The 25,029-nt window shown below is 41.1% G+C and carries 21 protein-coding genes and 1 pseudogene; 13 read left to right on the forward strand and 9 right to left on the reverse strand.

The window, feature by feature from the left end; all coding sequences use genetic code 11:
- The first annotated feature begins 60 nt into the window (after positions 1-60).
- Positions 61-1,212 carry a crosslink repair DNA glycosylase YcaQ family protein gene (locus tag MMO42_RS08840; RefSeq protein WP_241320159.1) on the forward strand — a complete coding sequence of 384 codons (1,152 nt, stop codon included), beginning with the start codon at positions 61-63 and terminating at the stop codon, positions 1,210-1,212.
- A 203-nt stretch (positions 1,213-1,415) separates the two neighbouring features.
- Here MMO42_RS08840 and MMO42_RS08845 read toward each other — a convergent pair whose 3' ends face one another.
- Both MMO42_RS08845 and MMO42_RS08850 read right to left on the reverse strand, forming a co-directional pair.
- Positions 1,416-2,666: an MFS transporter gene (locus MMO42_RS08845; RefSeq protein ID WP_241320161.1), complete on the reverse strand. Its 1,251-nt coding sequence runs from the start codon at positions 2,664-2,666 to the stop codon at positions 1,416-1,418.
- 56 nt (positions 2,667-2,722) lie between these two features.
- On the reverse strand, positions 2,723-3,877 hold the full coding sequence (locus MMO42_RS08850; RefSeq protein ID WP_241320162.1) for an acyl-CoA dehydrogenase family protein: 1,155 nt from the start codon (positions 3,875-3,877) through the stop codon (positions 2,723-2,725).
- Positions 3,878-4,206: 329 nt separating this feature from the next.
- Here MMO42_RS08850 and MMO42_RS08855 point away from each other — a divergent pair, with 329 nt between their 5' ends.
- Both MMO42_RS08855 and MMO42_RS08860 read left to right on the forward strand, forming a co-directional pair.
- Positions 4,207-5,424: a CaiB/BaiF CoA-transferase family protein gene (locus tag MMO42_RS08855; protein ID WP_241320163.1), complete on the forward strand. Its 1,218-nt coding sequence runs from the start codon at positions 4,207-4,209 to the stop codon at positions 5,422-5,424.
- Between the two features lie 161 nt (positions 5,425-5,585).
- Positions 5,586-6,431 carry an IclR family transcriptional regulator gene (locus MMO42_RS08860; protein WP_241320164.1) on the forward strand — a complete coding sequence of 282 codons (846 nt, stop codon included), beginning with the start codon at positions 5,586-5,588 and terminating at the stop codon, positions 6,429-6,431.
- Between the two features lie 34 nt (positions 6,432-6,465).
- Here the strand turns inward: MMO42_RS08860 and MMO42_RS08865 are convergent, their stop codons facing one another.
- The 6 genes from MMO42_RS08865 to MMO42_RS08890 all read right to left on the reverse strand — a co-directional run bounded on the left by MMO42_RS08865 (position 6,466) and on the right by MMO42_RS08890 (position 13,037).
- A complete protein-coding gene (locus MMO42_RS08865; protein ID WP_241320166.1) occupies positions 6,466-7,635 on the reverse strand; it encodes an MFS transporter in 1,170 nt (389 codons plus the stop codon).
- 67 nt (positions 7,636-7,702) lie between these two features.
- Positions 7,703-8,545, reverse strand: coding sequence for an IclR family transcriptional regulator (locus MMO42_RS08870; RefSeq protein ID WP_241320167.1), 843 nt, complete (start codon positions 8,543-8,545; stop codon positions 7,703-7,705).
- A 107-nt stretch (positions 8,546-8,652) separates the two neighbouring features.
- Positions 8,653-9,858: a 3-oxoadipyl-CoA thiolase gene (locus MMO42_RS08875; protein WP_241320169.1), complete on the reverse strand. Its 1,206-nt coding sequence runs from the start codon at positions 9,856-9,858 to the stop codon at positions 8,653-8,655.
- A gap of 14 nt (positions 9,859-9,872) precedes the next feature.
- Entirely contained in the window at positions 9,873-11,396 is a 1,524-nt protein-coding gene (locus tag MMO42_RS08880) for a 3-hydroxyacyl-CoA dehydrogenase (RefSeq protein WP_241320170.1), read from the reverse strand.
- A gap of 61 nt (positions 11,397-11,457) precedes the next feature.
- Entirely contained in the window at positions 11,458-12,219 is a 762-nt protein-coding gene (locus tag MMO42_RS08885) for an SDR family oxidoreductase (RefSeq protein ID WP_241320172.1), read from the reverse strand.
- Positions 12,220-12,248: 29 nt separating this feature from the next.
- On the reverse strand, positions 12,249-13,037 hold the full coding sequence (locus MMO42_RS08890; RefSeq protein WP_241320174.1) for an enoyl-CoA hydratase: 789 nt from the start codon (positions 13,035-13,037) through the stop codon (positions 12,249-12,251).
- Positions 13,038-13,350: 313 nt separating this feature from the next.
- Here MMO42_RS08890 and MMO42_RS08895 point away from each other — a divergent pair, with 313 nt between their 5' ends.
- Genes MMO42_RS08895 through MMO42_RS08920 form a run of 6 tightly spaced genes read left to right on the forward strand, consistent with a single transcriptional unit; the run spans position 13,351 to position 19,807 of the window.
- On the forward strand, positions 13,351-14,505 hold the full coding sequence (locus MMO42_RS08895) for an acyl-CoA dehydrogenase family protein (protein ID WP_241320175.1): 1,155 nt from the start codon (positions 13,351-13,353) through the stop codon (positions 14,503-14,505).
- Positions 14,506-14,562: 57 nt separating this feature from the next.
- Complete coding sequence (locus MMO42_RS08900; RefSeq protein ID WP_241320283.1) at positions 14,563-15,846, forward strand: MFS transporter; 1,284 nt, start codon at positions 14,563-14,565, stop codon at positions 15,844-15,846.
- A gap of 47 nt (positions 15,847-15,893) precedes the next feature.
- Positions 15,894-16,562 (forward strand): 3-oxoacid CoA-transferase subunit A, encoded by a 669-nt coding sequence (locus tag MMO42_RS08905; protein WP_241320177.1) that lies wholly within the window; start codon positions 15,894-15,896, stop codon positions 16,560-16,562.
- The gene (locus MMO42_RS08910) at positions 16,562-17,221 is read left to right on the forward strand and encodes a 3-oxoacid CoA-transferase subunit B (protein ID WP_241320180.1); all 660 of its coding nucleotides are present in this window, start codon (positions 16,562-16,564) and stop codon (positions 17,219-17,221) included. The genes MMO42_RS08905 and MMO42_RS08910 overlap by 1 nt, the downstream gene beginning before the upstream one ends.
- 34 nt (positions 17,222-17,255) lie before the next feature.
- Positions 17,256-18,572: an outer membrane trimeric porin-like protein DcaP gene (gene dcaP, locus MMO42_RS08915; protein WP_241320181.1), complete on the forward strand. Its 1,317-nt coding sequence runs from the start codon at positions 17,256-17,258 to the stop codon at positions 18,570-18,572.
- 17 nt (positions 18,573-18,589) lie between these two features.
- The gene (locus MMO42_RS08920; RefSeq protein WP_241320183.1) at positions 18,590-19,807 is read left to right on the forward strand and encodes an MFS transporter; all 1,218 of its coding nucleotides are present in this window, start codon (positions 18,590-18,592) and stop codon (positions 19,805-19,807) included.
- 23 nt (positions 19,808-19,830) lie between these two features.
- Here the strand turns inward: MMO42_RS08920 and MMO42_RS08925 are convergent, their stop codons facing one another.
- Entirely contained in the window at positions 19,831-20,283 is a 453-nt protein-coding gene (locus tag MMO42_RS08925; protein WP_241320285.1) for a PaaI family thioesterase, read from the reverse strand.
- 303 nt (positions 20,284-20,586) lie between these two features.
- Between MMO42_RS08925 and MMO42_RS08930 the strand changes: the two genes are divergently transcribed.
- The 4 genes and pseudogenes from MMO42_RS08930 to MMO42_RS08945 all read left to right on the forward strand — a co-directional run bounded on the left by MMO42_RS08930 (position 20,587) and on the right by MMO42_RS08945 (position 24,979).
- Entirely contained in the window at positions 20,587-22,389 is a 1,803-nt protein-coding gene (locus tag MMO42_RS08930; RefSeq protein WP_241320185.1) for an acyl-CoA dehydrogenase C-terminal domain-containing protein, read from the forward strand.
- A gap of 43 nt (positions 22,390-22,432) precedes the next feature.
- Positions 22,433-23,221 carry a 2-(1,2-epoxy-1,2-dihydrophenyl)acetyl-CoA isomerase PaaG gene (gene paaG / locus MMO42_RS08935; RefSeq protein WP_241320186.1) on the forward strand — a complete coding sequence of 263 codons (789 nt, stop codon included), beginning with the start codon at positions 22,433-22,435 and terminating at the stop codon, positions 23,219-23,221.
- A gap of 82 nt (positions 23,222-23,303) precedes the next feature.
- The gene (locus MMO42_RS08940) at positions 23,304-24,059 is read left to right on the forward strand and encodes a class II aldolase/adducin family protein (RefSeq protein ID WP_241320188.1); all 756 of its coding nucleotides are present in this window, start codon (positions 23,304-23,306) and stop codon (positions 24,057-24,059) included.
- A pseudogene (locus MMO42_RS08945) lies at positions 24,056-24,979 on the forward strand (glyoxylate/hydroxypyruvate reductase A). The gene MMO42_RS08940 and the pseudogene MMO42_RS08945 overlap by 4 nt, the downstream one beginning before the upstream one ends.
- The last annotated feature ends 50 nt before the right edge of the window (positions 24,980-25,029 follow it).

Below are 25,029 nucleotides of genomic sequence, written 5' to 3' on the forward strand. Positions count from 1 at the left end.
AAGTTCAATCATTTCACGACCATTTGTATGGTTTGAGAACATAAGATCAACGATAAATTTATGCTGTCATTATTAAAAGGTTTGGCCTTGTCCCATCAAGGTCTAGAAAAAAATAACACATTCGGTGAAGGACAATCTGGAACGCTGAACGCGATTGAGCATCTGGGTTATGTGCAAATAGATACCATTTCAGTAGTTGAGCGTGCCCATCATCATGTTTTATGGAGTCGGGTACCAGATTATCAGCTAGATCACTTAAATCAGTTAGTTAAAGATCAGCTTATTTTCGAGCATTGGGCACACGCAGCCTCTTATCTTCCGATGCGGGATTATCGTTATGCCATGCCCTTGATGAATGCAATACGAAATGGTGAACGTCGCTATTTCAAAAGTGATCCGCGTTTGATGAATGAGATTCTGGCTCGAGTCAAGGCAGAAGGTAAAATTCAACTGCGAAATATGCAGAAGGAGAAGCGGGAAGGCCCAGCTGGTTGGTGGAATGCCGGTCCAAGTCGTAAGGCGCTTGAGCAGTTATTTATGCAAGGTGACTTGATGATCTGTGAACGTAACGGAATGGAGAAAATCTTTGACCTGACTGAACGCTGTTTGCCAGAAGGGATTGATCTGAGTACACCTACATTACATGAATATGCACATTATTTATTGAACATGAACATACGCGCACACGGTGTATTTACATGGAAGCAGTTATTGCATTTAAAAGGGAAAGAGTTACGTGAGGTGATGCGTACTGTATTGGATGAATATATCGATGCAGGTTTAGTAAAGGTCCTGAAACTCGAAAATGGACAAACGATTTATGCAGCCACTGCCGTCTTGGAATATGAACCCGCTATTCAAGCACAACTCAAAATATTGTCTCCTTTCGATAATTTGGTGATTCATCGAGAGCGCTTGAGTAGCTTATTTGACTTTGATTACCGTATTGAATGTTATGTGCCAGCGGCGAAAAGACAATATGGTTATTTTTGTTTGCCCTTGTTGTATGCAGATCGGTTTGTAGGCCGTATTGATTGTAAAGTGCATCGCCGTGAAAAGAGATTAGAGGTGATTCATCTGCATTTAGAAGATCCGAATATGCAGGATCGAGAAGCTTTTATTCAAGCTTTAGAGATAGAATTACAACGTTTCGCTGTGTTTAATCAGTGTGCAAGTGTTGATTTAGGGAAGATTAGACATTTAATAAGCTAAGTTGTTAAATATTTGGTGATTTCATTTTAAACCTAGCCCTCGAGAGGACTAGGTTTACCTAAAAAGCTGAATCGAAGAATGATAAACACTCTAACGTTATTGGGTAGGAGGAGTATTCTCCTGCATGAATACATTTAATATTTAAGTGCATTCAAGTCATCATGCATTTTCACGCCACCCTATGATGTTCTGGAATATCTTATTTAAGAATTTTGAGGGTCATATTGTTTTTCCTTGATAAATAGCGCTGGAATCACGCCACAAATCAGGTAAGCAGCACCCATCACCACAAAACCTAAACCAATAGAACCGCCAGAAGCCAAGAAACCAATGGTTGCAGGGGCAAGTGCTGCGCCTAAACGACCAACATTGTAAGCCCCACCAATGGCCGTTCCACGAATCGCTGTAGGGAAGCTCTCGGTCATATAGGTGGCATTTACACCGTATGGAATACCGTATAAGAAACCAAAAGTTACCAGTAGAAAGAGAATGTTGTCTGGCGTGTTATAAAACACAATCAGTGGCAGGAAAATAGCGGTACCAATCGCGCCAAAAGCATAGGTAAAACGACGACCTAATTTATCCGCCATCATGCCTGCCAGAACTTTACCGAGAATCATTGCGGTATAGGTGCCCACCATATAAGCGGTCATTTCCTTGAACTTCATGCCCAGTTCACTTTCCAGATATGAAGGCATCCAGTTATTCACGCCGTAATAACCAAATTGTAGGAAACCCGCGGTTAATGCCCATAAGATAAACATATTACGATTGCGTTTATCTTGAAAAATCAGTTTAAAGGCAGAGGTTTTTTCGGTATTGGCTGTTGCATCGTATTGTTTTAATCGAGACTGTTGCCATGCTTCTGGTTCTGGAACAAACATATGCATCAATACAGCAATAATCACTGGGACAATTGCCACGTAAAACAGCATACGCCAACCATGATCTGGAATAATCCAGCCAGCCAGAAGGGTCGCCACAATATATCCGACGGTCCAACCTGCCTGTAAGGTTCCGAGTACAGTTGTGCGATAACGTGTTGGTACATATTCCGCCATGAGGGTATTACAGGCGATATAGAGTGAACCAAGGCCAAGTGAGGCAAAAAATCTGAGGATTCCGAATTGCAGAAAACTTTGGGTAAAACCTAAGCCACAAGTTAACAGCGAAAAGGTGAGAATAGAAATAACCACAATGCGGACACGTCCAAACTTGTCACATGCCCAACCACCAAAAATCCCACCAATGGCCATACCTGCCAAAGTAAAACTACCGAGCATACCTGCCTGAACTGAGTTTAAGCCAAAATCAGCCTTAATACTGTTTAAGCTGTAAGACAGCAGCATAAGATCCGCACCATCAACCAACAAAGCCAGAAATGCAAAAATAAAAGCAATTTTCCAAGTATGGGTTTGTATTGGTGAACGAGATATATCGTCGTGTGTAGCCATAATCCATTACCTACATTTGATTTAAAGCACCTTAAGTCGTTTAAAGTGCTTGGGAGTCATGAAGAAGCTGCTCGAATCATGTTTCGGGCAATAATGATTTGTTGAACTTGCGTGGTTCCTTCATATAAACGGAACAAGCGGACATCTCGATAAAAGCGTTCAATCGCATATTCACCGATATAGCCTGCGCCGCCATGGATCTGTACGCAGCGATCTGCAACTCGGCCACACATTTCAGTGGCAAACATTTTGGCGCAAGATGCTTCTGTACTGACGTTTTGTCTCATGTCACGTAATCGCGCAGCGTCAAGCACCATACATTTGGCCGCATAAATTTCAGCTTTAGAGTCAGCGAGCATGGCTTGAATCAGTTGAAATTCGGCAATCGGTTGACCAAATTGTTTACGCTCCATGGCGTAACTCAATGCATCATCCAGCATTCGTGTGGCTGCCCCGACACTAAGCGCCGCAATATGGAGTCGGCCTTTGTCCAGAACTTTCATGGCAGTTTTAAAACCAACACCTTCGACTCCACCAATTAATGCCGAAGCGGGAACGCGACAGTTTTCAAAAATCACATCACAGGTATGTGCACCTTTTTGCCCCATCTTTTTATCGCGCTTACCAAGAAAAATCCCCGAAGTTTGACTATCGACAATAAATGCAGAAATGCCGCCAGCACCTTTAATATCAGGATTGGTTCGCGCCATAACTGTAAAGACGCCAGCATGGGGTGCATTGGTAATAAAGCGCTTGGTACCATTTAAGACATAGAAATCGCCGTCTTTCACTGCCGTTGTTTTTAAGGCTGCTGCATCTGAACCAGCGTCTGGTTCGGTTAAGCAAAAAGAGCTAATCACTTCACCACGTGCTAAACGAGGCAGGAAAAAAGATTTTTGTGCTTCTGTACCATCAATAATGAGACCGCTAGAGCCGATCCCATTGTTGGTGCCGATCAGAGAGCGAAAGGCTGGGGAAGTACGGCCAAGCTCGAAAGCAATATAGACTTCTTCTTCCATTGTCAGCCCAAGACCATCGTACTGTTCTGGAATGGTCAATCCAAACAGGCCAAGCGATTTCATTTGCTCAATAATATCTTTTGGAATTTCATCTGTTTCAGCGACTTCATTCTCACGAGGAATTAAAACACCTTCAACAAACTGCCGAATCATATCGACCAGTTGGTTCAGTGTTTCCTGATCTCGAATCATAGTCATATCCTTTGTACAAGCAGCTAAAAACAAAAATACGATGTTCGTAAAATCATCAATATTGATGCGATAGTAATCAAAGGAATCTCACAAAACAATATATTTTGAAAATAAATTTCGCAATGCGATATATTGTTTGTGTTTAATGGTTTCTAATCTGTTGATTTAATTAATCTATATTTATTGAATAAAAATCATATTTTTTGATAGAAAATTAAGGTTTGATTTTTTAAAATCTTGTTTGTATATTAAAAATATATATCGCTATGCGAAACTTATGTGAGGTAAGTTTTCCTATAGGAAATTAAGAACAGGTGAGTGGGATAAACATGGGCGCTTTAAATGGAATTCGTGTACTTGATTTGAGTCGGGTACTGGCTGGACCGTGGTGTGGGCAGATACTTGCTGATCTGGGTGCGGAAGTGATTAAGGTGGAACGACCAAAGGTGGGAGATGATACCCGATCATGGGGACCCCCTTGGATGAAGGATAATGCTGGATCTGACACGCGAGAAGCGGCTTACTATCAGTCGACAAATCGTAATAAGCTCTCAGTTGCAATCGATATTGCCACTTCTGAAGGACAGGAACTGATCAAAGCTTTAATTCAGGATACGGATGTTGTCATTGAAAATTATAAGGCTGGTTCTCTGAAAAAATATGGGCTGGATTATGCTGCATTGTCCGCAATCAATCCTGGTCTGGTCTATTGTTCAATTACGGGTTTTGGACAAGATGGTCCACGTGCAGAAGAGCCTGGTTATGATTTTATTATTCAGGGGATGGGTGGGCTGATGTCCATCACAGGTGAAAAGGATGATTTAGCAGGGGGTGGCCCACAAAAAGTAGGTGTGGCATTTTCTGATCTGGCGACAGGACTTTATTCGACCATTGCTATTCAGGCGGCTTTACTTAACCGCCATGCGACAGGTTTAGGTCAGTATATTGATATGGCGCTGCTTGATGTGCAAATTGCCACTATGGCCAATCAGGGAATGAACTATCTGTCCTCTGGGAAAGTCCCTGTGCGTTATGGTAATGCACACGCCAATATTGTGCCATATCAGGTGTTTAAAGCTTCTGATCGAGAGTTTATCATTGCATGTGGCAATGATACTCAGTTTATTCAGTTGTGCAGAAGTATTGGCTTACCTGATTTACCGAATGATTCTCGATTTAGTCGCAACGCAGACCGTATTCAGTATCGAGATGAAATTATTGGGATTTTATCAGCGCATTTTTTATCAAAGACAGCAGATAAGTGGGTTGCTGCAATTTATGCAGCTAAAGTTCCTGTTGGAGTGATCAATAATCTGGAGCAGGCTTTTCAAGAGCCACAAGTGATTGCAAGGAAAATGCTGGTTGATATGCCGCATCCGCAACGTGAAAAGCTCACCGTGATTGGATCGCCGATCAAACTTTCAAGAACGCCAGTTGAGTATAGGACTGCGCCGCCTTTATTGGGCGAGCATACTGATACGATTTTAACCCGGGTTCTTTCTCAGGAAAAATTGAAAGAGTTAAAGCTGAAAGGAATCATTGGATAACGATAGATCAAAGTCAAAATGCTTCTGTATTTTGACTTTGCTTTTTTGATTGTAATTAACGTTGTTTCTTAGATAGTCACGGATGAGCTTTAACTGTTTATTATAGAAAAAATAGATTATAATTTTCGCAGTGCGAAATAAATATTTAGATTGGTAAAATCATGAATGATGCCGTAGATGCAGAACAAACAGAAAAATTATTAGCGCCTTTAAGGCATGAGTTGTTACATCCGATTGAAGACATGCAAGATGAAAATGACCGCCAATTTATTACAGCTTTAGCTCGTGGTTTAGAGCTGCTACGCTGCTTCACTCCAAAACATCAGCATTTGGGCAATCAGGAATTGGCACAAATGACAGGTTTGCCGAAGCCAACGATTACCCGTCTCACACATACTTTGTCTCGTTTGGGATATATCAAGCAAGTCCCCAATTCAAGCAAATTCCAGCTCTCTGTGGGTGTATTGGCTTTTGGCTATTCCATGCTTTCAAATGTATCGATTCGTTCTATTGCGCATCCCTATATGAAGAATTTGGCTGACTATGCAGGTGCAGCCGTTGCGATGGCAACACGTGATCGCTTGAATATGATTTATCTGGATGTGGTGCAGGGCAAAGGCAATATGACCATGCGCCGTCAAGTCGGTACTTATTTACCGATTCATTTGAGTTCTATGGGGCGTGCTTGTTTGGCTGCAATGCCTGAAGATGAACGAGAATTTTTACTTCATGCGATTCGCAGCAAGCATAAAGAAGACTGGATCAAGATTAACCGTGATTTAGATAAAGCCTTTAAAGACTATCAGGATTTTGGCTATTGTTTTTCGATTGGTGAATGGCATAAAGATGTCAACTCGGTTGCTGTTCCATTAATTCATGAACAGCATGGTTTACTGGTGTTTAACTGTGGTGGGCCGAGCTTTATTATGAATCGAGAAAAACTTGAAGAGGATATTGCACCACGTCTTTTACATATGGTGAATAATATTCGTACTGAAATTAGTTAAGATCGTTCTTCATTTAAAAAAACCAGCATTGTATTTATGCTGGTTTTTTTGCATCAGTAATGCAATAAGTCAAGCACAATACAGCAAAAATAAAGCCTAGAATACACACACCAGTCCATCCAAAATGTTTCCATGCATAGCTTCCCGCTGTTGTGCCTAATGCGCCGCCAGCAAAGTAACCTGTCATATAGATCGCGTTAAAACGAGATCGTAATTCTTGGCTGAGCTTAAATACAATACTTTGATTGGTGACATGAACAGCAGACAATGATGCATACAGAATCAGCAAGGCAATGATATAGAATATAAAATTATAAGAGAGCAGGGAAAAGAAGAACCAGCTTAAAATAAGGCCGAGGCCACAATAAATCGAAATTTTATGGATATAACCTTGATCAATAAATTTACCTGAAAAATTAGCAACGAAAGTTCCTAAAACGCCAACAAAACCAAACAAGCCAATTGTAAAATCGCTAAAGAAATAGGGCGCTGGGGCCAACAATAAGGACATGGTGGTAAAGCTGAGGCTGACACAGGCAAATGTAAAGCCACCAATGTAGGTTCTGGTTCTTAAACGCCGATTTTGAATAAAAATCTGTGGTAAAGAACGAATAGTTTTTACATAGTTATCAGACTGAGTCGGTGGAAAACGACCAATATTGCGATGCAAAATAATGGCAATAACGAATAATAAAAATCCGCTAATCACATAGATGACATTCCATGCAAACAACGTTGACATCAGTCCAGAAAGCGAACGGGCAAGTAAAACCCCCATCATCAGTCCGCTCAGTAAAAAACCAACAACACGACCACTTTGTTGAATGGGAACCAAACTTGCAGCAAGGGGTAACAAAAGTTGGGCTGAACTAGAAAATAGGCCAGTAATGATGGTGCCAAGTAGTAAAAGATAAATATTATGCGAAAAGCCACTAATAAGCAGGCCCGATGAGGCGAGTAGCATGAAGATAAAGAGTAACTTACGCTTTTCAATGATATCGCCTAAAGGCATTAAAAAAAGCAAACCACACGCATAGGTAATTTGCGCCAAAGTTGGCACCCATGCGATGGTGGTTTCTGCCAAGTTTAAACTCAGGCTGATAGAATGAATCAGCGGTTGGCTGAAATAATTTCCACCAGTACAGATGCCTGCCGCAATTGCCATTAAAATAATGGTTGGGGTATAGAGTACGTTTTTCATCATGTATCATTTCACAATGAAAATGGAGTTTTAGTCCTGAACCCTTTGCTGCTAAGGCTTAAAAGGGTTGTTAGTGTGTTTCATTCAATGCATCTTGAATGTTATGCACCATATGGATTAAACGTGGTCCAATTTCACCTTCGAGTTTTTCCGGGTTTAAATGAAAACTTGGTGCACCGCAGTTAAACACATAAAGGCCATGTTTAGAACTGACTAAAGGGACTGCAACTGAGTTCACTTCTTTATGCCATTCTCCTAAAGATAGGCAATATCCATAATCCTGATAATCGCGGAAAGCACGTTCTAGAGAGCGTTTTATCGCAGGCCAGTTTTCTGGGGTCTTTTGCTTCAGTGCATCAAGTAAAAAATTACGTTCACGCTCAGGAGTTGCTGCTAAACAAGCTCGTCCCATAGAACTACTATGCAAAGGTAAGGTTGAGCCAATCGGGCGGCGCATATTCAATGCAGTTTCTGTTTGGACGACATCGATATACACCATATTCAAGCGGTCACGTGTTGCCATTGCTACAGGTGCTTGAACATACTGACTCATTTCTTCCATATATTGATGTGCAATATTACGGATTGAGATATTAGATAATGCTGCATAACCTAGGGATAAAACACCAATATCCAATGTGTATTTGGTTGAGTTCGGCAACTGTTTCAAATAGCCTAATGACACTAATGTATTGGTAATCCGGGCAATAGTGGGTTTGGGCAACCCTGTCATTTTTGCTAATTCTTGATTACCCAATACTTGGTTATTGGCAGAAAAACAACGTAATAGCTCTAATCCACGTGCTAAAGAAGCAATAAATTGTGGATTATTTTCCCGATGTATATGCGAAATAGGATCTAAGCGTATCTCATCAAAATTTATTGGTTTTTCAGTTTCTGAATTCTGAGACATTCGATCCTCAAATATAATAAAGCAATAGCTTGCCATTATATTTCGCTCTGCAAAATAAATCCATTCATCACTGTGTTGTTATGATGAATGGATTTCGAGTCTGGGGCTTATGAAACGTTTTCAATGACCATTGCCAAGCCTTGACCTACACCAATACATAAACTGACAACAGCATATTTTTTATTGCGACGGATCAACTCACGTGCAACTGTCAACGCCAAGCGGGCACCAGAAGCACCCAATGGATGTCCGATTGCAATTGCGCCACCGTTCGGATTCACACGTGGATCATTAAAATCCACATCTAAGCCTTTTAGACAAGATAAAACCTGTGAAGCAAAGGCTTCATTAATTTCGATAATATCCATGTCATCTAAAGTAAGACCGGCACGCGCAACTGCTTTTTTAATCGCTTCGATAGGACCAGCACCCATAATACGTGGTTCAATCCCTGCTGCTGCCGCTGACAAGATTTTTGCCATTGGTTTTAGGCCATATTTTTGACCTGCTGCTTCTGAACCAATTAAGAGAGCCGCTGCACCATCATTAATACCTGAGGCATTACCAGCAGTGACCACGCCACCTTCAAATAGCGGTTTTAACTTAGTGAGTGCTTCAACAGTTGAGCTTGGGCGAGGGTGTTCATCTTCGGAAACGATTTTAGGAGGTAGTTTTTTGCCTTGAAATACTTCAATCGTGGTGATTTCACCAGCAAAGAAACCATCCTCCTTGGCTTTTTGATATTTGGCTTGAGATTGAGCTGCAAATAAATCGGCTTGCTCGCGGCTAATGCCAAAATCTGCTGCAACGTTATCACCCGTTTCAGGCATTGAATGACCGCCGTATTGAGCAATAATTTTTTTATTTGGAAAACGAGAACCAATTGTGGTGTCATAAATCTTTGCATCACGACTATAAGCACTTTCTGCTTTACCGATAACAAAAGGTGCACGTGACATACTTTCTACACCACCTGCGATATACAAATCACCTTCACCACAGGTGATGGCACGGGCAGAGTCAATCACAGCACCTAAACCACTAGCACATAGGCGGTTTACGGTCTGACCTGGTACAGTGACAGGTAAACCTGCAAGTAGCAGCGCATTACGTGCAACATTACGGCTATCTTCACCCGCTTGGTTGGTATCACCCAAAATCACATCTTCGATATCTGCACCTGGAACCCCTGTCTTTTCAAGCAGTTTTTGAATCACTGTTGCGGCAAGATCATCGGGACGAATGGAGGCAAGTTCACCTGCATGGCGTCCAATTGGGCTACGTAATCCATCATAAATATAGGCATTTAACATTGAGAAGTTCCTTTTCAAAATTCAGAATTAAAAGTAAGTGGTAAATTTAAAGCGACACGACGTTGTAACCACGGACTTGGACGATAACGTGGATCATAAGTAAGTGTTGATATGCGATTGAGGATGAGTAATATTTTTTGGCTACCGACATGATCGCCCCATTCAATTGGGCCAAATGGATAACCCAGACCTAAGCGGACAGCGGCATTGATGTCATCTACAGTGGCAATATTTTGTTGAGCAATATCACAGCCTAAATTAATCACCATGGCTAATACCCGTTGTGCGACAAAGCCGATACTTTCATTAATCATACTCACCAGATTTCCATCTAGATTGAAAATAGAGTGAGCAGCATGTCTGTATTCAGGTTTAGTAATGAGTGAAGGCATTAAGGTTCGATGTTTGCCAATGCCATAAAGCATATCTATCGCAATCGCTTGTTCAGGATGAACACTAAAACGTGCAGCCGCTTGGGTGGTATCTTCACCATAACAAGCGAGTAAACATAAGCTATCAATTTGTGGTTCAGGATGAGTGTCTAAGGCAATATTTTGCTGAGTTAAATAATCTTCGAGCTGTTTTCTATCTTCAGGGAAATCAGCTGCAATCCAGATGGCTGGATATTCATTTAAACGGTCTACAAATTGAGCAGCTGTTTCACCAGTTTTTGAACCCGTCTCATAGTTATAAAAGCCTTGTTTTACTTTGCGTCCAAGTTGTTTGGCTTCAAGCATTTGTTTGGTTAATGGATTGGGTTTATAGCGGGCTTCTTCATAATATTGATGATAAATAGATTCCATCACAGGGTGGGATACATCTAACCCTGTCAAATCCATTAATTCAAAAGGACCCATTCTGAAACCGACGCCATCACGCAAAATACGGTCAATTTCACTGATGTCACAGACATTTTCATTTAAAATTTTTAATGCTTCAGTACCATATGCCCGACCAGCATGGTTAATAATAAATCCCGGGGTATCTTTCGCAACCACGGGACGATGACCGAATGCACGAGAAAGTGTATTCAATACTTCAATAATAAGTGGATCAGTTTTTAAACCTCGAATGACTTCAACTACTTTCATCAGTGGAACGGGATTAAAGAAATGATAACCGACCACACGTTCAGGCTTCTTGCAGTTTGCCGCAATTGCTGTGATCGAAAGAGAAGAGGTATTTGAAGCTAAAATGGTATTGTCTGAAACAACCTCTTCAAGCTGTTGCATCAAACTTTGCTTGATATCCAGACGTTCAACAATTGCCTCTACAATCAGATCACAATTTTTTAAATCTTCAATTTGCTGAGCAACGATTAAATGACTATTTGCTGTAGCTGCTTGCTCAGGGGTAATTTTATTTTTTTCGACCAACTTTTGAAATGTAGCGGCAAGTTGCGCTTTCGCCTGTTCTGCGGCACCTGCTTTAGCATCGTATAAATAAGTGGTATGGCCCGATTGTGCTGCAATCTGAGCAATACCACTACCCATAATACCGACACCAATCACAGCCATGCTTTTAATATCATAAGTCATGTTGATCATCCTGATGATTAATCTAAATTTGAAATTAAATGGAAAAATAGGGTTAGGTGAATTAGCTCAAGCATTGTTTATCACCATCGATGGGGAGAATTTGACCTGAAATGGATTGCCCGCTATCTGAAGCCAAAAACAAACATAAATCTGCAATATGTTTTGGGTCTACAAAGTGTTTGAGTGACTGATTTTTGAGTGCATTTTGAGTGACTTGTTCGAGAGAGCAGTGCGCAATGTCAGCACGCGCTTGTAATACCCGTTGCACTCGGTCTCCAGCCACGGCACCGGGAAGAATGGCATTGACTCGGATATTGTCTGCCCCGAGTTCCATGGACAGGGTTTTAGTAAAACCGATCAACCCCCATTTTGACGTTGAATAAGCCAAACGATACGGATAGCCTAAACGTCCAGCAATCGATGACATATTGATAATTACGCCTGCCTTAGACAGTTTCAGGGATGGGATTGCGAGTTGAGTCACTAAAAAAGTACTGTTCAGATTCAGGTTAATGACCTTATTCCAATCCTCAAAACTCAATTCATCTGCTGCAACCGTAGGACCTGAGATGCCCGTGTTATTGACTAAAATATCAATACCATCAAGTTTCTGAACTGCTTCATTAAACATGAGTTTAATTTGCTCATGATCAGCCAAATCACACGTATGTATATGCAGCTTTGGATAATCTTGTTGAAACTGTTCTAGGCTTTTAGCACTAATATCACAAACAAAAACTTCATCATGATTGTTTAAAAATGCCTCGGCAATGCATCGTCCAATCCCTGAACCACCTGCACTAATCAATACTTTTCTGGCCATTTCCATTCCTTTGTTATTATCTTTTTAAATTATTTACCTTGATATTCAGGCTTCCGCTTTTCAATAAAAGCTTGAACACCTTCGTTTTTATCTTCTGTAGAAAATAACAGCTGAAAGGATTTTCGCTCTAATGCCAAACCTGCATTTAATGGAATATCTTCACTCATCAAGGCAACTTCTTTAATTTGTTGCAGGGCAATAGGAGGCATTTTGGCGAGACTTTGTGCCATTTGAATTGCCGTTGCAATGGTTTGGTCGTCTTCTGTGACTTGTGAAACAAGACCGATGATATAAGCTTCTTCGGCTTTCACCATGGCACCTGTCATGATCATACGCATGGCATGAAATTTCCCCACAGCACGGAACAAACGTTGTGTACCACCAGCACCCGGCATTAACCCGACTTTAATTTCTGGTTGACCAAAGGTTGCGCTTTTACCTGCAATAATAATATCGGCATGCATTGCCAGTTCACATCCACCACCCAGTGCATAACCATTCACAGCTGCAATAACGGGTTTTGGACACTGAGCAATCGCATTCCAATAGCGCTCTGTATGGCGAAGTAGCATTTCTGTAGAGGTAGCTGTTGCCATTTCTTTTAAGTCGGCACCTGCGGCAAAAACCTCTTCACCACCAGTGAGCACAATGGCATTAACTTCATCATTAAAACTTAATGCTGTGAAAGCCTGAGCCAGTTGCTTGCGAACTTCTGTATTTAATGCATTTTTGGCTTCAGGACGATTAATTTTGACAATGGCTACTTTAGGGTTGGAACAGTCCACTTCTATGAAACTAGTCCCTATTGTTTTGCTCATTTTTGAATTCCTTGTTTCGCAGATCAAAACTTTATTCTTTTAATCATGCTTATTTTGAAATTTATTTCAAGCGATTTTTGTGAGTATTACACGGTTAAAAATAGATTTATTAGCTAAGTATTTGATATTTAATATTGATGGTTTTTAAAATTTCGTTTAACGAAATTAATTTTCAAAAAAACTTGAAATTTGTGTTTTTATTCTCGTACTATGAAACACATCCACAGTAAACAAGATTTAAAACATCGTATCCAGATCCAAGCTGGAAGCGGCTGAGGAATACGATGAACGTAGATAAAAAGGGAGATCACAGATGATCCGTGACGAAGGGATGTTGCAGCAGTTGCTTAGTACAATTCGCGACTTTGTAAAAAATGAGTTGATTCCACGAGAGCATGAAGTTGCTGAGCAGGACAAGATTCCTGATGATATTGTGCGTCAAATGCGTGAACTTGGTTTATTCGGACTCACAATTCCAGAACAATATGGTGGTTTAGGCATTACCATGGAAGAAGAGGTCAATGTTGCATTTGAACTTGGACAGACTTCGCCTGCATTCCGCTCTTTGATTGGCACCAATAATGGGATTGGTTCAAGTGCGATTCTCATTGACGGTACTGAAGAACAAAAAAACAAATATCTTCCACGTTACGCTAGTGGTGAAATTATTGGTTCATTCTGTTTGACCGAACCTGAAGCTGGCTCGGATGCTGCTTCTTTAAAAACCAGTGCAGTCAAAGAAGGTGACTTTTATATTCTAAATGGCACCAAACGCTTTATTACCAATGCCCCTCATGCTGCAACTTTTACAGTTATGGCACGTACCAATCCTGAAATAAAAGGTGCAGGTGGTATCTCTGCTTTTTTAGTCGAAGCCAATACACCTGGGATTAGTCTCGGCAAAATCGATCAGAAAATGGGACAAAAAGGCTCTCATACCTGTGATGTGATTTTTGAAAATTGCCGAGTTCCTACATCTGCATTGATTGGTGGTGTAGAAGGTGTTGGTTTTAAAACAGCCATGAAAGTTCTGGATAAAGGCCGTCTGCATATCGGTGCATATAGTGTTGGCGTTGCAGAACGGATGTTGAACGATGCATTGCTTTATGCGATTGAGCGCAAGCAATTTGGTCAACCGATTGCCCATTTTCAACTCATTCAAGCCATGTTAGCTGATTCCAAGGCAGAGATTTATGCGGCCAAATGTATGGTGCTTGATGCAGCCCGCCGCCGTGATCATGGTGAAAATATTAGTACAGAAGCGTCATGTGCAAAAATGTTTGCTACTGAAATGTGTGGTCGGGTCGCAGATCGTTGTGTGCAAATTCATGGCGGTGCGGGTTATATCGGCGAATATGCCATCGAACGTTTTTACCGCGATGTCCGCCTGTTCCGTTTATATGAAGGAACTACTCAGGTTCAACAATTGATCATTGCTAAAAATATGATTCGGGAAGTGACAAACTAATAAAAATCAAGTGCCATGAGGCAGGGGATGCCTCATATTCTTGCTGAGGATATGGACATGACGACAGAAGCAGCTACACAAGAAGTGGATCGCGGGGAAGCGATCCAAACGCCTAAAAAGATTTGGATTACGGCATTTATATTTGCATTTTTTACCTTGTTATGTGATGGGGCTGACCTGGGATTTTTGGCATTAAGCCTAACAAGTTTAAAAACAGAGTTTCATTTAACGGGTGTACAGGCGGGTACCTTAGGCAGCTTAACACTTTTGGGATCAGCGATTGGTGGATTAATTGGCGGCTGGGCTTGTGACCGCTTTGGTCGAGTACGCATCATTGTATTCTTTATTGCTTTCTCTTCAGTGCTGACTTGTGCGCTGGGCTTCACCCATTCTTATCTGCAATTTGCACTTTTAAGAACTGTAGGCGCAATGGGGTTAGGGGCACTTTATATTGCCTGTAATATTTTGATGTCAGAAATGGTGCCGACCAGACATCGTTCCACGGTATTGGCAACCTTGATGACTGGCTACACACTGGGATCTTTACTGGCCACTTTATTGGCTGGTCATATTATCCCTGAACATGGTTGGCGTTTCCTGTACTGGATTGCAATTACACCGATTGTTTTATCTTTACTGATGCATTATATGGTGCCAGAGCCTGAATCGTGGAAAAAAGCACGTCAATTAAAAGCTTTAGAAATTACCCAAACAGCTCAACCTGTTAAACGTCAAAATCCTTATCTTGAGATATTAAAAGATAAAAAGCATGGCACCATGTTTGTGCTATGGATTTTAAGTACAGGTGCTTTACAGTTTGGCTATTACGGTGTCAGTAACTGGTTACCTGCTTATTTAGAGTCTGATTTAGGCATCAAGTTTAAAGAAATGGCCATGTATATGGTCGGTACTTTCTTAATTATGATGTTTGCCAAAGTGATTGCAGGGATTATTGCGGATAAGTTAGGACGCCGTGCTGTATTTGCTTTTGGAACCATTGGGACTGCTTTATTTATTCCAGTTATTGTTTATTTAAATACACCAACCAATATTTTATGGATGATGCTGTTCTTCGGTTTTCTTTACGGTATTCCATACGCAATCAACGCCACTTATATGACGGAAAGCTTTCCAACTTCCATTCGCGGTTCGGCAGTGGGCGGTGCTTATAACATTGGCAAAGTACTTTCTATTTTCTCTCCATTAACCATTGGTTATCTATCACAAAACGGTTCGATTGGTTTAGGGCTATTAGTGATGGCGGGTGCTTATTTTATCTGCGGTTTAATTCCATTGCTATTTATTAAAGACCGGTTATTTAACCCGCAAAAAGCAGAGTGACGGTTTGATCTGTCAATTCAATTTAAGGATGAAAAGGGATAAGTGAGATGATAAATAAAATCACCAGCAATATTGAACCGATTTTAAAGGCGATTCCTGATGGCGCCACCATCATGACCAGTGGTTTTGGTGTTACAGGCCAGCCAGCTGAATTAATCGAAGCCTTAATTGATCTGGGGAAAAAAGAGCTGACCATTGTGAATAACAATGCGGCTTCAGGTGATCGGGGTTTGACCAAGTTGATTATTGCTGGTTGTGTCAAGAAGATGATCAGTTCATTTCCAAAGTCAGCAGGTTCAACTGTATTTCAGGATTTATACCGCGCTGGAAAAATCGAGCTAGAACTGGTACCTCAAGGTAATCTGGCATGCCGTATTCAGGCTGCTGGTGCAGGATTGGGTGCAGTTTTTACGCCGACAGGTTACGGAACCAAAATTGCTGAAGGCAAAGAAACCCGAACCATTAATGGTAAAAACTATGTACTTGAATATCCGATTGATGCTGATTTCGCATTGATCTATGCCGATAAAGCTGATCGTTGGGGCAATTTAACCTATCGCAAAGCCGCACGAAACTTTGGTCCAATTATGGCCAAAGCTGCAAAAACCACAATTGTTCAGGTCAACGATACGGTTGAGATTGGAACACTTGATCCTGAATGCATTATTACACCAGGAATCTTTGTGCAACATGTTGTGAAATTAGGAGATATCTAATGTCAGTTCAAAAACGCTCGCGTGAAGAGATTGCCATGTTGATTGCGCAGGATATTCCTGAAGGTTCATATGTCAATTTGGGCATTGGTTTGCCGACCAATGTGGCCAAGTACTTGCCTAAGGATAAAGAAATCTTTTTACATTCTGAAAATGGCGTTCTGGCTTTTGGGCCCCCACCACAACCAGGGCAAGAAGATGAGGATTTGGTCAATGCTGGTAAGGAGTTAGTAACCTTATTGGATGGCGGATGCTTTATGCATCATGGTGACTCGTTTGACATTATGCGCGGCGGGCATTTGGATATTTGTGTGATTGGTGCTTTTCAGGTGGCTGTCAATGGAGATTTAGCGAACTGGCACACTGGGAAAGCTGATGATATCCCTGCGGTAGGTGGTGCAATGGATCTAGCTGTGGGTGCAAAAAGTATATATGTCTATATGGAACACGTGACTAAAAATGGTGAGGCAAAAATTGTTGATGTACTCACATATCCAATGACAGGAGAACAGTGCGTAGACCGTATTTATACTGATTTATGCATTATTGAGCTCAAAGATCAGAACGCCTATGTCAAGGAAATGGTATCGGGTTTAAGTTTTGATGAATTACAGGCGCTAACAGCTTGTCCATTGATTGACGCGAGAGTTGCTCAACCTTAACCCCACGGAAAAAAGCTTCTTAAAGGATTAAAAGATGAAAAAATTAATTTTAGCTACAGCTTGCGCTGTGGCTTCAGGGACTATTTTTGCCAATTCGCCAATAACGACAGAACAAAGAATTAATTTGTTAGAAACCGAATTACAAAAATTAAAGGCAGAGCTTGAAGCACAAAAGCTCACTCAAAATAGCTTGCAGGTTAAACAGGCAAAAATTGAAGAAAACGTAGGAAAAAATATTATTCCCGAGACGGCTAAGCCGATCGCGCCTTCATGGGTGACATGGACGGATAATGTTAAAGTCTATGGAATTGCCCGACTGGATGCAGCAGTTGATTTTAAGTCTTCTCCAGATTCAGGTGGCAGAACCACCAGCAGTATCTATCGGACTCCATTTGAAAGTGCGCAACGCTCAAACCATTCCCGTTCGGATGCAAGCATAAATGCCAGCCGAATCGGCGTCTATTTCAACAGTCCAGACAAGGCGATTAAAGGAAATGTGGAGGCTGATTTCTTTGATAGTTCCAATATGGGGACTGGTGATGGTAAGTTCCGTATTCGACATGCTTATTTTACCTATAAAGACTGGACCTTTGGTCAAACTTGGTCACTGATGTCTAATATGGAAACCCGAACGGAATCGGTCGATTACACTCAGTTTATTGGTACGTCGTATACACGTACCCCTCAAGTTCGTTATGACTGGAAAATTGATCAGAATCATGATTTGAAAGTGGCATTTGAATATACGGGGTCACGTGTTTCAGCTTTTCCAACATTGACTGGTCGATATACCTTCAAGCAAGGACCGTTAATGGCATTAGCTCAAGGCTTTGTGAATGAGAAATCTGTGGATGTGGCAAAAGATACGGTTAAAAAAGTGAGTTGGGGTGCGGGTGCGGGTCTCAAATATCAACTTGATCCACAACAATCTGTTCAGGCGAACTATCAATATATTGTAGGTGATCAGAAGTTCATGCCTTATACCACCCAAAGTGGATTAGCGAATGCTACGGCACTGAATGCAGCGGGGGATTTCTCTTTAGATCAGGATAAAACCGATTTACTCATGAATAAGCTGAATAGTTTTAATCTCGGTTATTCGTATAAATTCAATGATCAATGGCGTGCCAATGTATCAGCTTCGCTATTTGAATATGATGATAACACTGAATATGCCAAGCTAAATCAGGATGCCAACAAACGCTTAACCGATTACGCCGTCAATGTCTTCTATTCACCTGCGGAGCAAATCGATATTGGTATGGAATATCATCAAGGAAAACGAGAGGTATTTGATGGCAGAACGGCGGATGTATCGCGTTTGAACTTCGTGTCGATGTATAAGTTTTAACAATAAGGCAATGGAACATGGATAAAATAGCTCGTCCTGATACAGCACATCTCCTGTCAAAAAGTTTTATCTTTATCATGGCAATGACATGTGGTATTTGTGCAGGGTCAAACTATTATAACCAGCCGTTGATTTATTCAATAGCAGATGCATTACAGGTGAATGCGGAGCAGGTTGCTTTAACCATTGTCATTGGCCAACTGTCTTATGCAGTTGGTCTTTTTATTTTGGTTCCATTAGGTGACTTTTTTGAAAAGCGGCGATATATCTGTTTGTTGATGTGCTGTACTGGCTTTGCCCAAGTAGGCTTATCACTGAGTCAGTCTCTACCCATACTGTATGGTTTTACTTTTTTAGCAACTTTTTTTTCAATTGCAACACAAGTCTTGGTTCCTTTTGCTGCAGGATTGGCAAGTCCTGAAAAAAGTCCACAAATTGTGGGTACGCTCATGAGCGGGTTATTTCTTGGAATTTTGTTGGCAAGATCGATTGCAGGCTTGTTATCCACAATCTGGTCGTGGCATGCAGTCTATTTGTTGAGTGGTCTGCTGATTTTAGTATTTGCCGTGGTGATGTGGTTTAAGTTACCTGATGCCCGAAAATCGCATCAATTAACGATTCTACAAATTTATCGTTCTTTATTTTCTCTGGCAGTTCATCAACCACATTTACTGCGCCGTGGTTTGGCGGGCGGTATTGGCTTTGGTATTTTGGCACTGATTTTTACCACGATGACTTTTATTTTGGCGAATGAACCTTATCACTTTAACGATTTCCAGATTGGTTTATTTGGAATCGTGGGTTTGGCAGGTGTTTTTGCAACGCCTTGGGCAGGTCGACAAATCGCAGCTGGTGGGGAAAATAAGGTTGCGCTGATCTGTATGTGGTTACTGATGATTGCCTGGATACCGCTGTGTTTTGCTCAGCACTCGTTATTTGCCTATGCCATAGGCGTTATTCTCGCTTATTTTGGCTTATCGGCATTGCATGTTTTAAATCAAAATCTAGTCTATCGAATTTCGGCGGAAGCGCGTTCTCGTATTAATTCGATTTATATGACATTGTATTTTGGCGGAGCGGCTCTAGGTTCCTTTATTGCCGTATATGCATGGAAACATTGGGGGTGGATGGCATGTGTGATACTTGGAATAATGATGGCAATCATCAGTTTTATGATTGATCGCCTAGATTTTCATGCAATGAATAACGCAGAGGCGCAGAAAAAAGCACTATAAAGAGGAGTTTGATATTCCTCTTGCTATGTTTTGCGAATGATCATTAAGGTTGCAGAAGCAAAAGCATAGACCTTGCCGCTCTCATCTACGATTTTGCCTTCTGTGGTAATGATATTCCGTCCAGCATTAATCAATTCAGCTTGTGCATAATAAGGAGTATCAACTTGCATGGGACGAATCATTTTTACATTTAGGTCGATGGTGCCATAACCAACCCCATGTTCCAATAAGGTATGCGCTGCGCTGCCTGTAACGGTATCCAGAGCTGTTGCACAAAAACCGCCATGCACACCGCCTTGTATATTTCGATGTTCCTGTCCAGGCATCACTTTATAGGTTGCTTTTCCTTTTGAAACCTCAATGAGTTCCATAGGAAGTGTGTGAGCCATAGGAGAAGCAGACACCTCTCCATTTTTTAAAGCCGTTAAAAATTCAAGACCAGTGTATTTCGGGTTATCCATAAATCGTCCTTGGATGTTTAAGCAATCTCATCACAATACTATAAATTAATTTTTTACGGAATATTATTTCGCAAAACAAAATTTTTAAATTATCTTTAATTATTGTTGTTACTCATTTTTAATTTAAATAGTTATTAAAATACAATAAACTATGTTTTATGGTGGAAATGTACTGGTGTTTTTTACAAAATAAACATTATTAAAATGAAAATAAATTTTGCAATAAGAAATTTATTTGCTATTTTTGAGATCAGGAAAAATAAAAATTCTCTCAAGAGCAGTGCTGTCTCTTAAGGGAAGAAATGCAAGGAAAAAATCATGCCTTTATATAAAGCTCCTCAACGCGATATGCAATTTGTACTACATGAATTGCTTCAAACTGAACAAAACTACCAAAAATTATCTAAATATCAGGATGTCGTCAGTCGTGAACTCGTGGATCAATATTTGGAAGCAGCAGCAGATTTTTGTGAAAATGAATTGGCTCCAATTAATCAAAATGGTGATCAAGAAGGTTGTCATTTAGATCAAGGTATTGTGACCACCCCGAAGGGGTTTAAAGAAGCTTATGATAAATATGTGGAGCTTGGTTTTACCTCACTAACAGCTGATCCAGAATATGGCGGGCAAGGCTTACCTACACTGCTCCGTATTGCGATTTCAGAGATGCTTTGTGGTTCGAACTGGGCATGGGCAATGTATCCTGGTTTGTCGCACGGTGCGATGCGAACCATTGAACATCACGGCACTGAGCAGCAAAAAAAGGCATTTTTAACTCAGCTGATTCGTGGTGTCTGGACAGGAACCATGTGCTTAACGGAATCTCATGCTGGTTCAGACTTAGGCTTGATTCGTACCAAGGCTGAGCCGAATTCAGATGGAAGTTATGCCATAACCGGAGAAAAGATTTTTATTTCCGCAGGGGAACATGATCTTTCAGAAAATATTATCCACATTGTGTTGGCTCGCTTACCAGATGCGCCGACAGGCACTAAAGGGATTTCTCTGTTTATTGTGCCGAAATTTAATGTCGATGATCAAGGGAATGTGCAAGAGCGCAATCATGTAGGGTGTAGCGCGATTGAACATAAGATGGGGATTCATGGTAACGCAACCTGTGTTTTAAATTTTGATGCTGCAAAAGGTTATCTAATTGGCCCTGAAAACCGTGGGCTTAACTGTATGTTTACCTTTATGAACACCGCCCGTATTGGGACTGCTGTACAAGGTCTAGCTGCCTCTGAGATTTCATTTCAAGGTGCTTTAGCTTATGCGAAAGATCGCTTGGCAATGCGTTCTTTATCTGGAGCAAAATGTCCTGATAAAAATGCAGACCCCATTATTGTTCATCCTGCTGTACGTTCCATGTTAATGACTCAAAAAGCATTTTCAGAAGGTGGACGTGCATTAGCCTATTTTCTGGCTCAGCATGTCGATATTGTTGAGACTTCAGATGATCCCGAGCAGCGGAAAATGTCGGATGAGTTATTGGCCTTTTTAACTCCAATTGCCAAAGCGTTTTTAACTGAATCGGGGAATGAATCAGCTAAGCATGGGGTACAGGTCTTTGGTGGGCATGGGTTTATTGTTGAACATGGGATGGAGCAAATTGTACGTGATGCAAGGATATCCACCTTATATGAAGGCACGACCGAAATTCAGTCTTTAGATTTACTGGCGCGTAAAGTATTGAAGTCTGATAGAAAACTGCTAAAAAACATGACCGATTTAATTGAGCAGTTTATTGTGACGAATCAAGCAAATACAGCATTGTCTGCTTATACGGAAAAACTGGCTGAATTGAAGCAGCAGTGGTTATCTATCACCGAAGACGTTGCACAAAAAGCCAAGCAAAATCCTGAAGAAATTGGTGCTGCTTCAGTCGATTATCTGTATTTTTCTAGCTATGTGGTATTCGCCTATCTCTGGGCACGTATGGCACAAGTTGCCCATGAAAAACTGGCTGAAGGCACGCAAGAACAAAAATTCTATCAGGCCAAACTCAGCACAGCGAAGTTCTTCTTTCAGAAGCTATTACATCGTACACAAGCACATGCAGCTTCTATTGCTTCTGGAGCAGAGTCAGTGATGGAACTTGATGAAGATGCTTTTTCATTCTGAGTCTGCTCCACGGATTGTAAATTTTTTCAGAGAGTAGCGAGAAATGGATTTTGAACATATTTTGATTCGTCAACACAACCGTGTCGGTTATTTGACGCTTAATCGCCCAGAAGTGCTGAATAGTTTCAATGAACAAATGCACCTTGAAATTGCGGCAGTTTTAGACCTGTGGGCGGTTTCTAAGGAAGTAAAAGTTATTGTGATTTCTGGCGCAGGCAAAGGTTTCTGTGCTGGACAGGATTTAAGATCAAGAAGTCATGATGTCATTGCTGCACCAGATTATGATGCAGGCGCGGCTTTAGAAAAATTCTATAATCCGCTGGTACTTAAAATTACAGATGTGACCAAACCTGTAATCGCTGCGGTGAATGGTGTGGCTGCTGGTGCTGGTGCGAATTTGGCTTTAGCCTGTGATTTGGTGGTGGCGAAACAATCTGCTTCATTTATACAGTCTTTTTGCAAAGTTGGTTTAATTCCTGATGCAGGTGGCACATGGAATTTACCGCATTTGATCGGTTTGGCCCGTGCAAAAGGGCTCACTATGTTGGGTGATAAGTTATCTGCTCAAAAAGCCTTGAATTGGGGATTGATTTGGGAGGTTTACGAAGATGAACTTTTCGAAGCGAGTGTTACCACATTGGCTGAACAGTTAGCTGAGCAGCCCAGTAGTTCGATTGCATTGATTAAAAAAGCTTTAAACTGCGCAACAGACAACAGCTTTGTTGAGCAATTGCAGCTGGAGCGTGAATTTCAACGTATCGCAGGACAATCAGATAACTATAAAGAAGGAGTGACTGCCTTTATGGAAAAGAGAAAACCAGACTTTAGCTAGAAGTATTAGATATTAATAATATTTAGTTCTGGAAAATGAAAACAGTACATTAAGTCGGAAGTACTTCAAATAGGGATATAACATGAGTCTAAAAGAGATTGTATCGACAAATGAATGGGATGCTCGCTGTCAGTTAGCAGCCTTATATCGGTTAATTGCTTACTATCGGATGACAGATCTTATTGATACCCATATCAGTCTACGTGTACCAGATGATAAGGGACATTTTCTGATTAATCACTACGGTATTCCATTCGAAAAAATGAAAGCCTCTGATTTGGTTAAAATTGATGGTGAAGGCAATATCGTAGAGCATTATGATGCAGGTAAAACGGTTAATGTTGCTGGTTTTGTTATTCATTCAGCATTGCATGCAGCTCGTCCCGACATTCACTGTGTGATTCATACCCATACCGCAGATGGAATTGCAGTTGCAGCTCAGAAGCATGGTTTGTTGCCAATATCACAACACGCACTAAAATTTTATAAAAAAGTCAGTTATCACGCATATGAAGGGGTCGCACTATCGACCGAAGAGAGGGCACGACTGGTGCAGGATCTGGGTAATCATCGTGTCATGATTTTAAGAAACCATGGATTGTTGGCAACAGGCGATAGTGTACAGCGTGCATTTCATGAAATTTATTTTTTAGAACGAGCATGTCAGGCACAAATTAAGGCACTTGCCGGTGGGGCGGAATTGCATTTTCCTTCCGAACTGGTTTGTGAACATACAACCAAGCAGTTCGAATCAAAAGGTGTGGAACAGATTATTTTAAATGCCTGGAATGCAGCCTTGTCTTTAATTGAACAGCAGCGTGAGGAATACTGCGCATGATTGTGATTGCGACCACTGTACCAAAAGTTCAAAAATGGCTTGAAGATGCATTTTTACAATACGCACCACAAGGTTCGTATTGCCTAGCCGACAGCGAACAGGCTAGGCATGCAACAACTGCTGTATCGTGGTTTCCAGATCTTGATCATTTAGAAAAATTGCCTGAATTAAAATTGATTCATTCAATGGCTGCGGGCGTTGAACACCTCAATCTAGATCGAATTGGCACACAATATAAAGTGTGTCGGGTGGTTGATTAGCTTCATCAAAAGGGGATGTTTGACTATTTGCAATGGGGTGTTTTGTATTACCAACGTTTTTTTGATCAGGCCTTTGTACAAAAGCGGCAACAACGTTGGCGGCAGTATCCACAGCGAGAACATGCTGAATTGAAAATTGGAATTATGGGCTTGGGGCAAATGGGCGGATATATGGCCAAGCAATTTGCTGCGCTCGGTTATCAAGTATTTGGTTGGTCTCGTAGCCCGAAAAATATTGCACATGTGAGCAGTTATGCAGGTGATGAAGACTTTGACACGTTTTTGGGGCAGGCTGAAATTCTGATTAATTTATTGCCACTCACGGAAAGTAACCAAGGTATTTTATCAAAATCTTTATTTGATCAGCTTCCTGAACAGGCCTGTATTATCAATTGTGGTCGTGGTCAGCATCTGGTTGAGCAGGATTTATTAAATTATCTGGATTCTGGACGTTTACGTGGTGCAATTTTGGATGTCTTTGCAAAAGAACCCTTAGTTGAAAATCATCCACTTTGGCAACATGAAAAAGTGGTGATCACGCCACATGTTGCTTCACATGCACCATGGTCGGTTGTGGTGAACCAAATTTTAGAAAATGATCAGCGTGTTATTCAAGGGCAAGCATTGTTAAATCAAGTGGACACTTTGAAGGGGTATTAGTGTCTGAATATCCTCAGTTCAAGCTATCATTCAGTCATACCGACTTTTAA

It is taken from the genome of Acinetobacter sp. ANC 3882 (assembly GCF_022549545.1).
Lineage (GTDB): Bacteria > Pseudomonadota > Gammaproteobacteria > Pseudomonadales > Moraxellaceae > Acinetobacter.

Excerpts from the sequence above, each read along its gene's own strand:
- MMO42_RS08845 (WP_241320161.1), bottom strand. The coding sequence starts at position 2,666 with ATGGCTACACACGACGATATATCTCGTTCACCAATACAAACCCATACT.
- MMO42_RS08860 (WP_241320164.1), top strand. The coding sequence starts at position 5,586 with ATGAATGATGCCGTAGATGCAGAACAAACAGAAAAATTATTAGCGCCT.
- MMO42_RS08840 (WP_241320159.1), top strand. The coding sequence starts at position 61 with ATGCTGTCATTATTAAAAGGTTTGGCCTTGTCCCATCAAGGTCTAGAA.
- MMO42_RS08885 (WP_241320172.1), bottom strand. The coding sequence starts at position 12,219 with ATGGCCAGAAAAGTATTGATTAGTGCAGGTGGTTCAGGGATTGGACGA.
- MMO42_RS08855 (WP_241320163.1), top strand. The coding sequence starts at position 4,207 with ATGGGCGCTTTAAATGGAATTCGTGTACTTGATTTGAGTCGGGTACTG.
- MMO42_RS08910 (WP_241320180.1), top strand. The coding sequence starts at position 16,562 with ATGTCAGTTCAAAAACGCTCGCGTGAAGAGATTGCCATGTTGATTGCG.
- MMO42_RS08875 (WP_241320169.1), bottom strand. The coding sequence starts at position 9,858 with ATGTTAAATGCCTATATTTATGATGGATTACGTAGCCCAATTGGACGC.
- MMO42_RS08905 (WP_241320177.1), top strand. The coding sequence starts at position 15,894 with ATGATAAATAAAATCACCAGCAATATTGAACCGATTTTAAAGGCGATT.
- MMO42_RS08890 (WP_241320174.1), bottom strand. The coding sequence starts at position 13,037 with ATGAGCAAAACAATAGGGACTAGTTTCATAGAAGTGGACTGTTCCAAC.
- MMO42_RS08895 (WP_241320175.1), top strand. The coding sequence starts at position 13,351 with ATGATCCGTGACGAAGGGATGTTGCAGCAGTTGCTTAGTACAATTCGC.
- MMO42_RS08865 (WP_241320166.1), bottom strand. The coding sequence starts at position 7,635 with ATGATGAAAAACGTACTCTATACCCCAACCATTATTTTAATGGCAATT.
- MMO42_RS08850 (WP_241320162.1), bottom strand. The coding sequence starts at position 3,877 with ATGATTCGAGATCAGGAAACACTGAACCAACTGGTCGATATGATTCGG.
- MMO42_RS08870 (WP_241320167.1), bottom strand. The coding sequence starts at position 8,545 with ATGTCTCAGAATTCAGAAACTGAAAAACCAATAAATTTTGATGAGATA.
- MMO42_RS08900 (WP_241320283.1), top strand. The coding sequence starts at position 14,563 with ATGACGACAGAAGCAGCTACACAAGAAGTGGATCGCGGGGAAGCGATC.
- paaG (WP_241320186.1), top strand. The coding sequence starts at position 22,433 with ATGGATTTTGAACATATTTTGATTCGTCAACACAACCGTGTCGGTTAT.
- MMO42_RS08940 (WP_241320188.1), top strand. The coding sequence starts at position 23,304 with ATGAGTCTAAAAGAGATTGTATCGACAAATGAATGGGATGCTCGCTGT.
- MMO42_RS08920 (WP_241320183.1), top strand. The coding sequence starts at position 18,590 with ATGGATAAAATAGCTCGTCCTGATACAGCACATCTCCTGTCAAAAAGT.
- MMO42_RS08880 (WP_241320170.1), bottom strand. The coding sequence starts at position 11,396 with ATGACTTATGATATTAAAAGCATGGCTGTGATTGGTGTCGGTATTATG.
- MMO42_RS08930 (WP_241320185.1), top strand. The coding sequence starts at position 20,587 with ATGCCTTTATATAAAGCTCCTCAACGCGATATGCAATTTGTACTACAT.
- dcaP (WP_241320181.1), top strand. The coding sequence starts at position 17,256 with ATGAAAAAATTAATTTTAGCTACAGCTTGCGCTGTGGCTTCAGGGACT.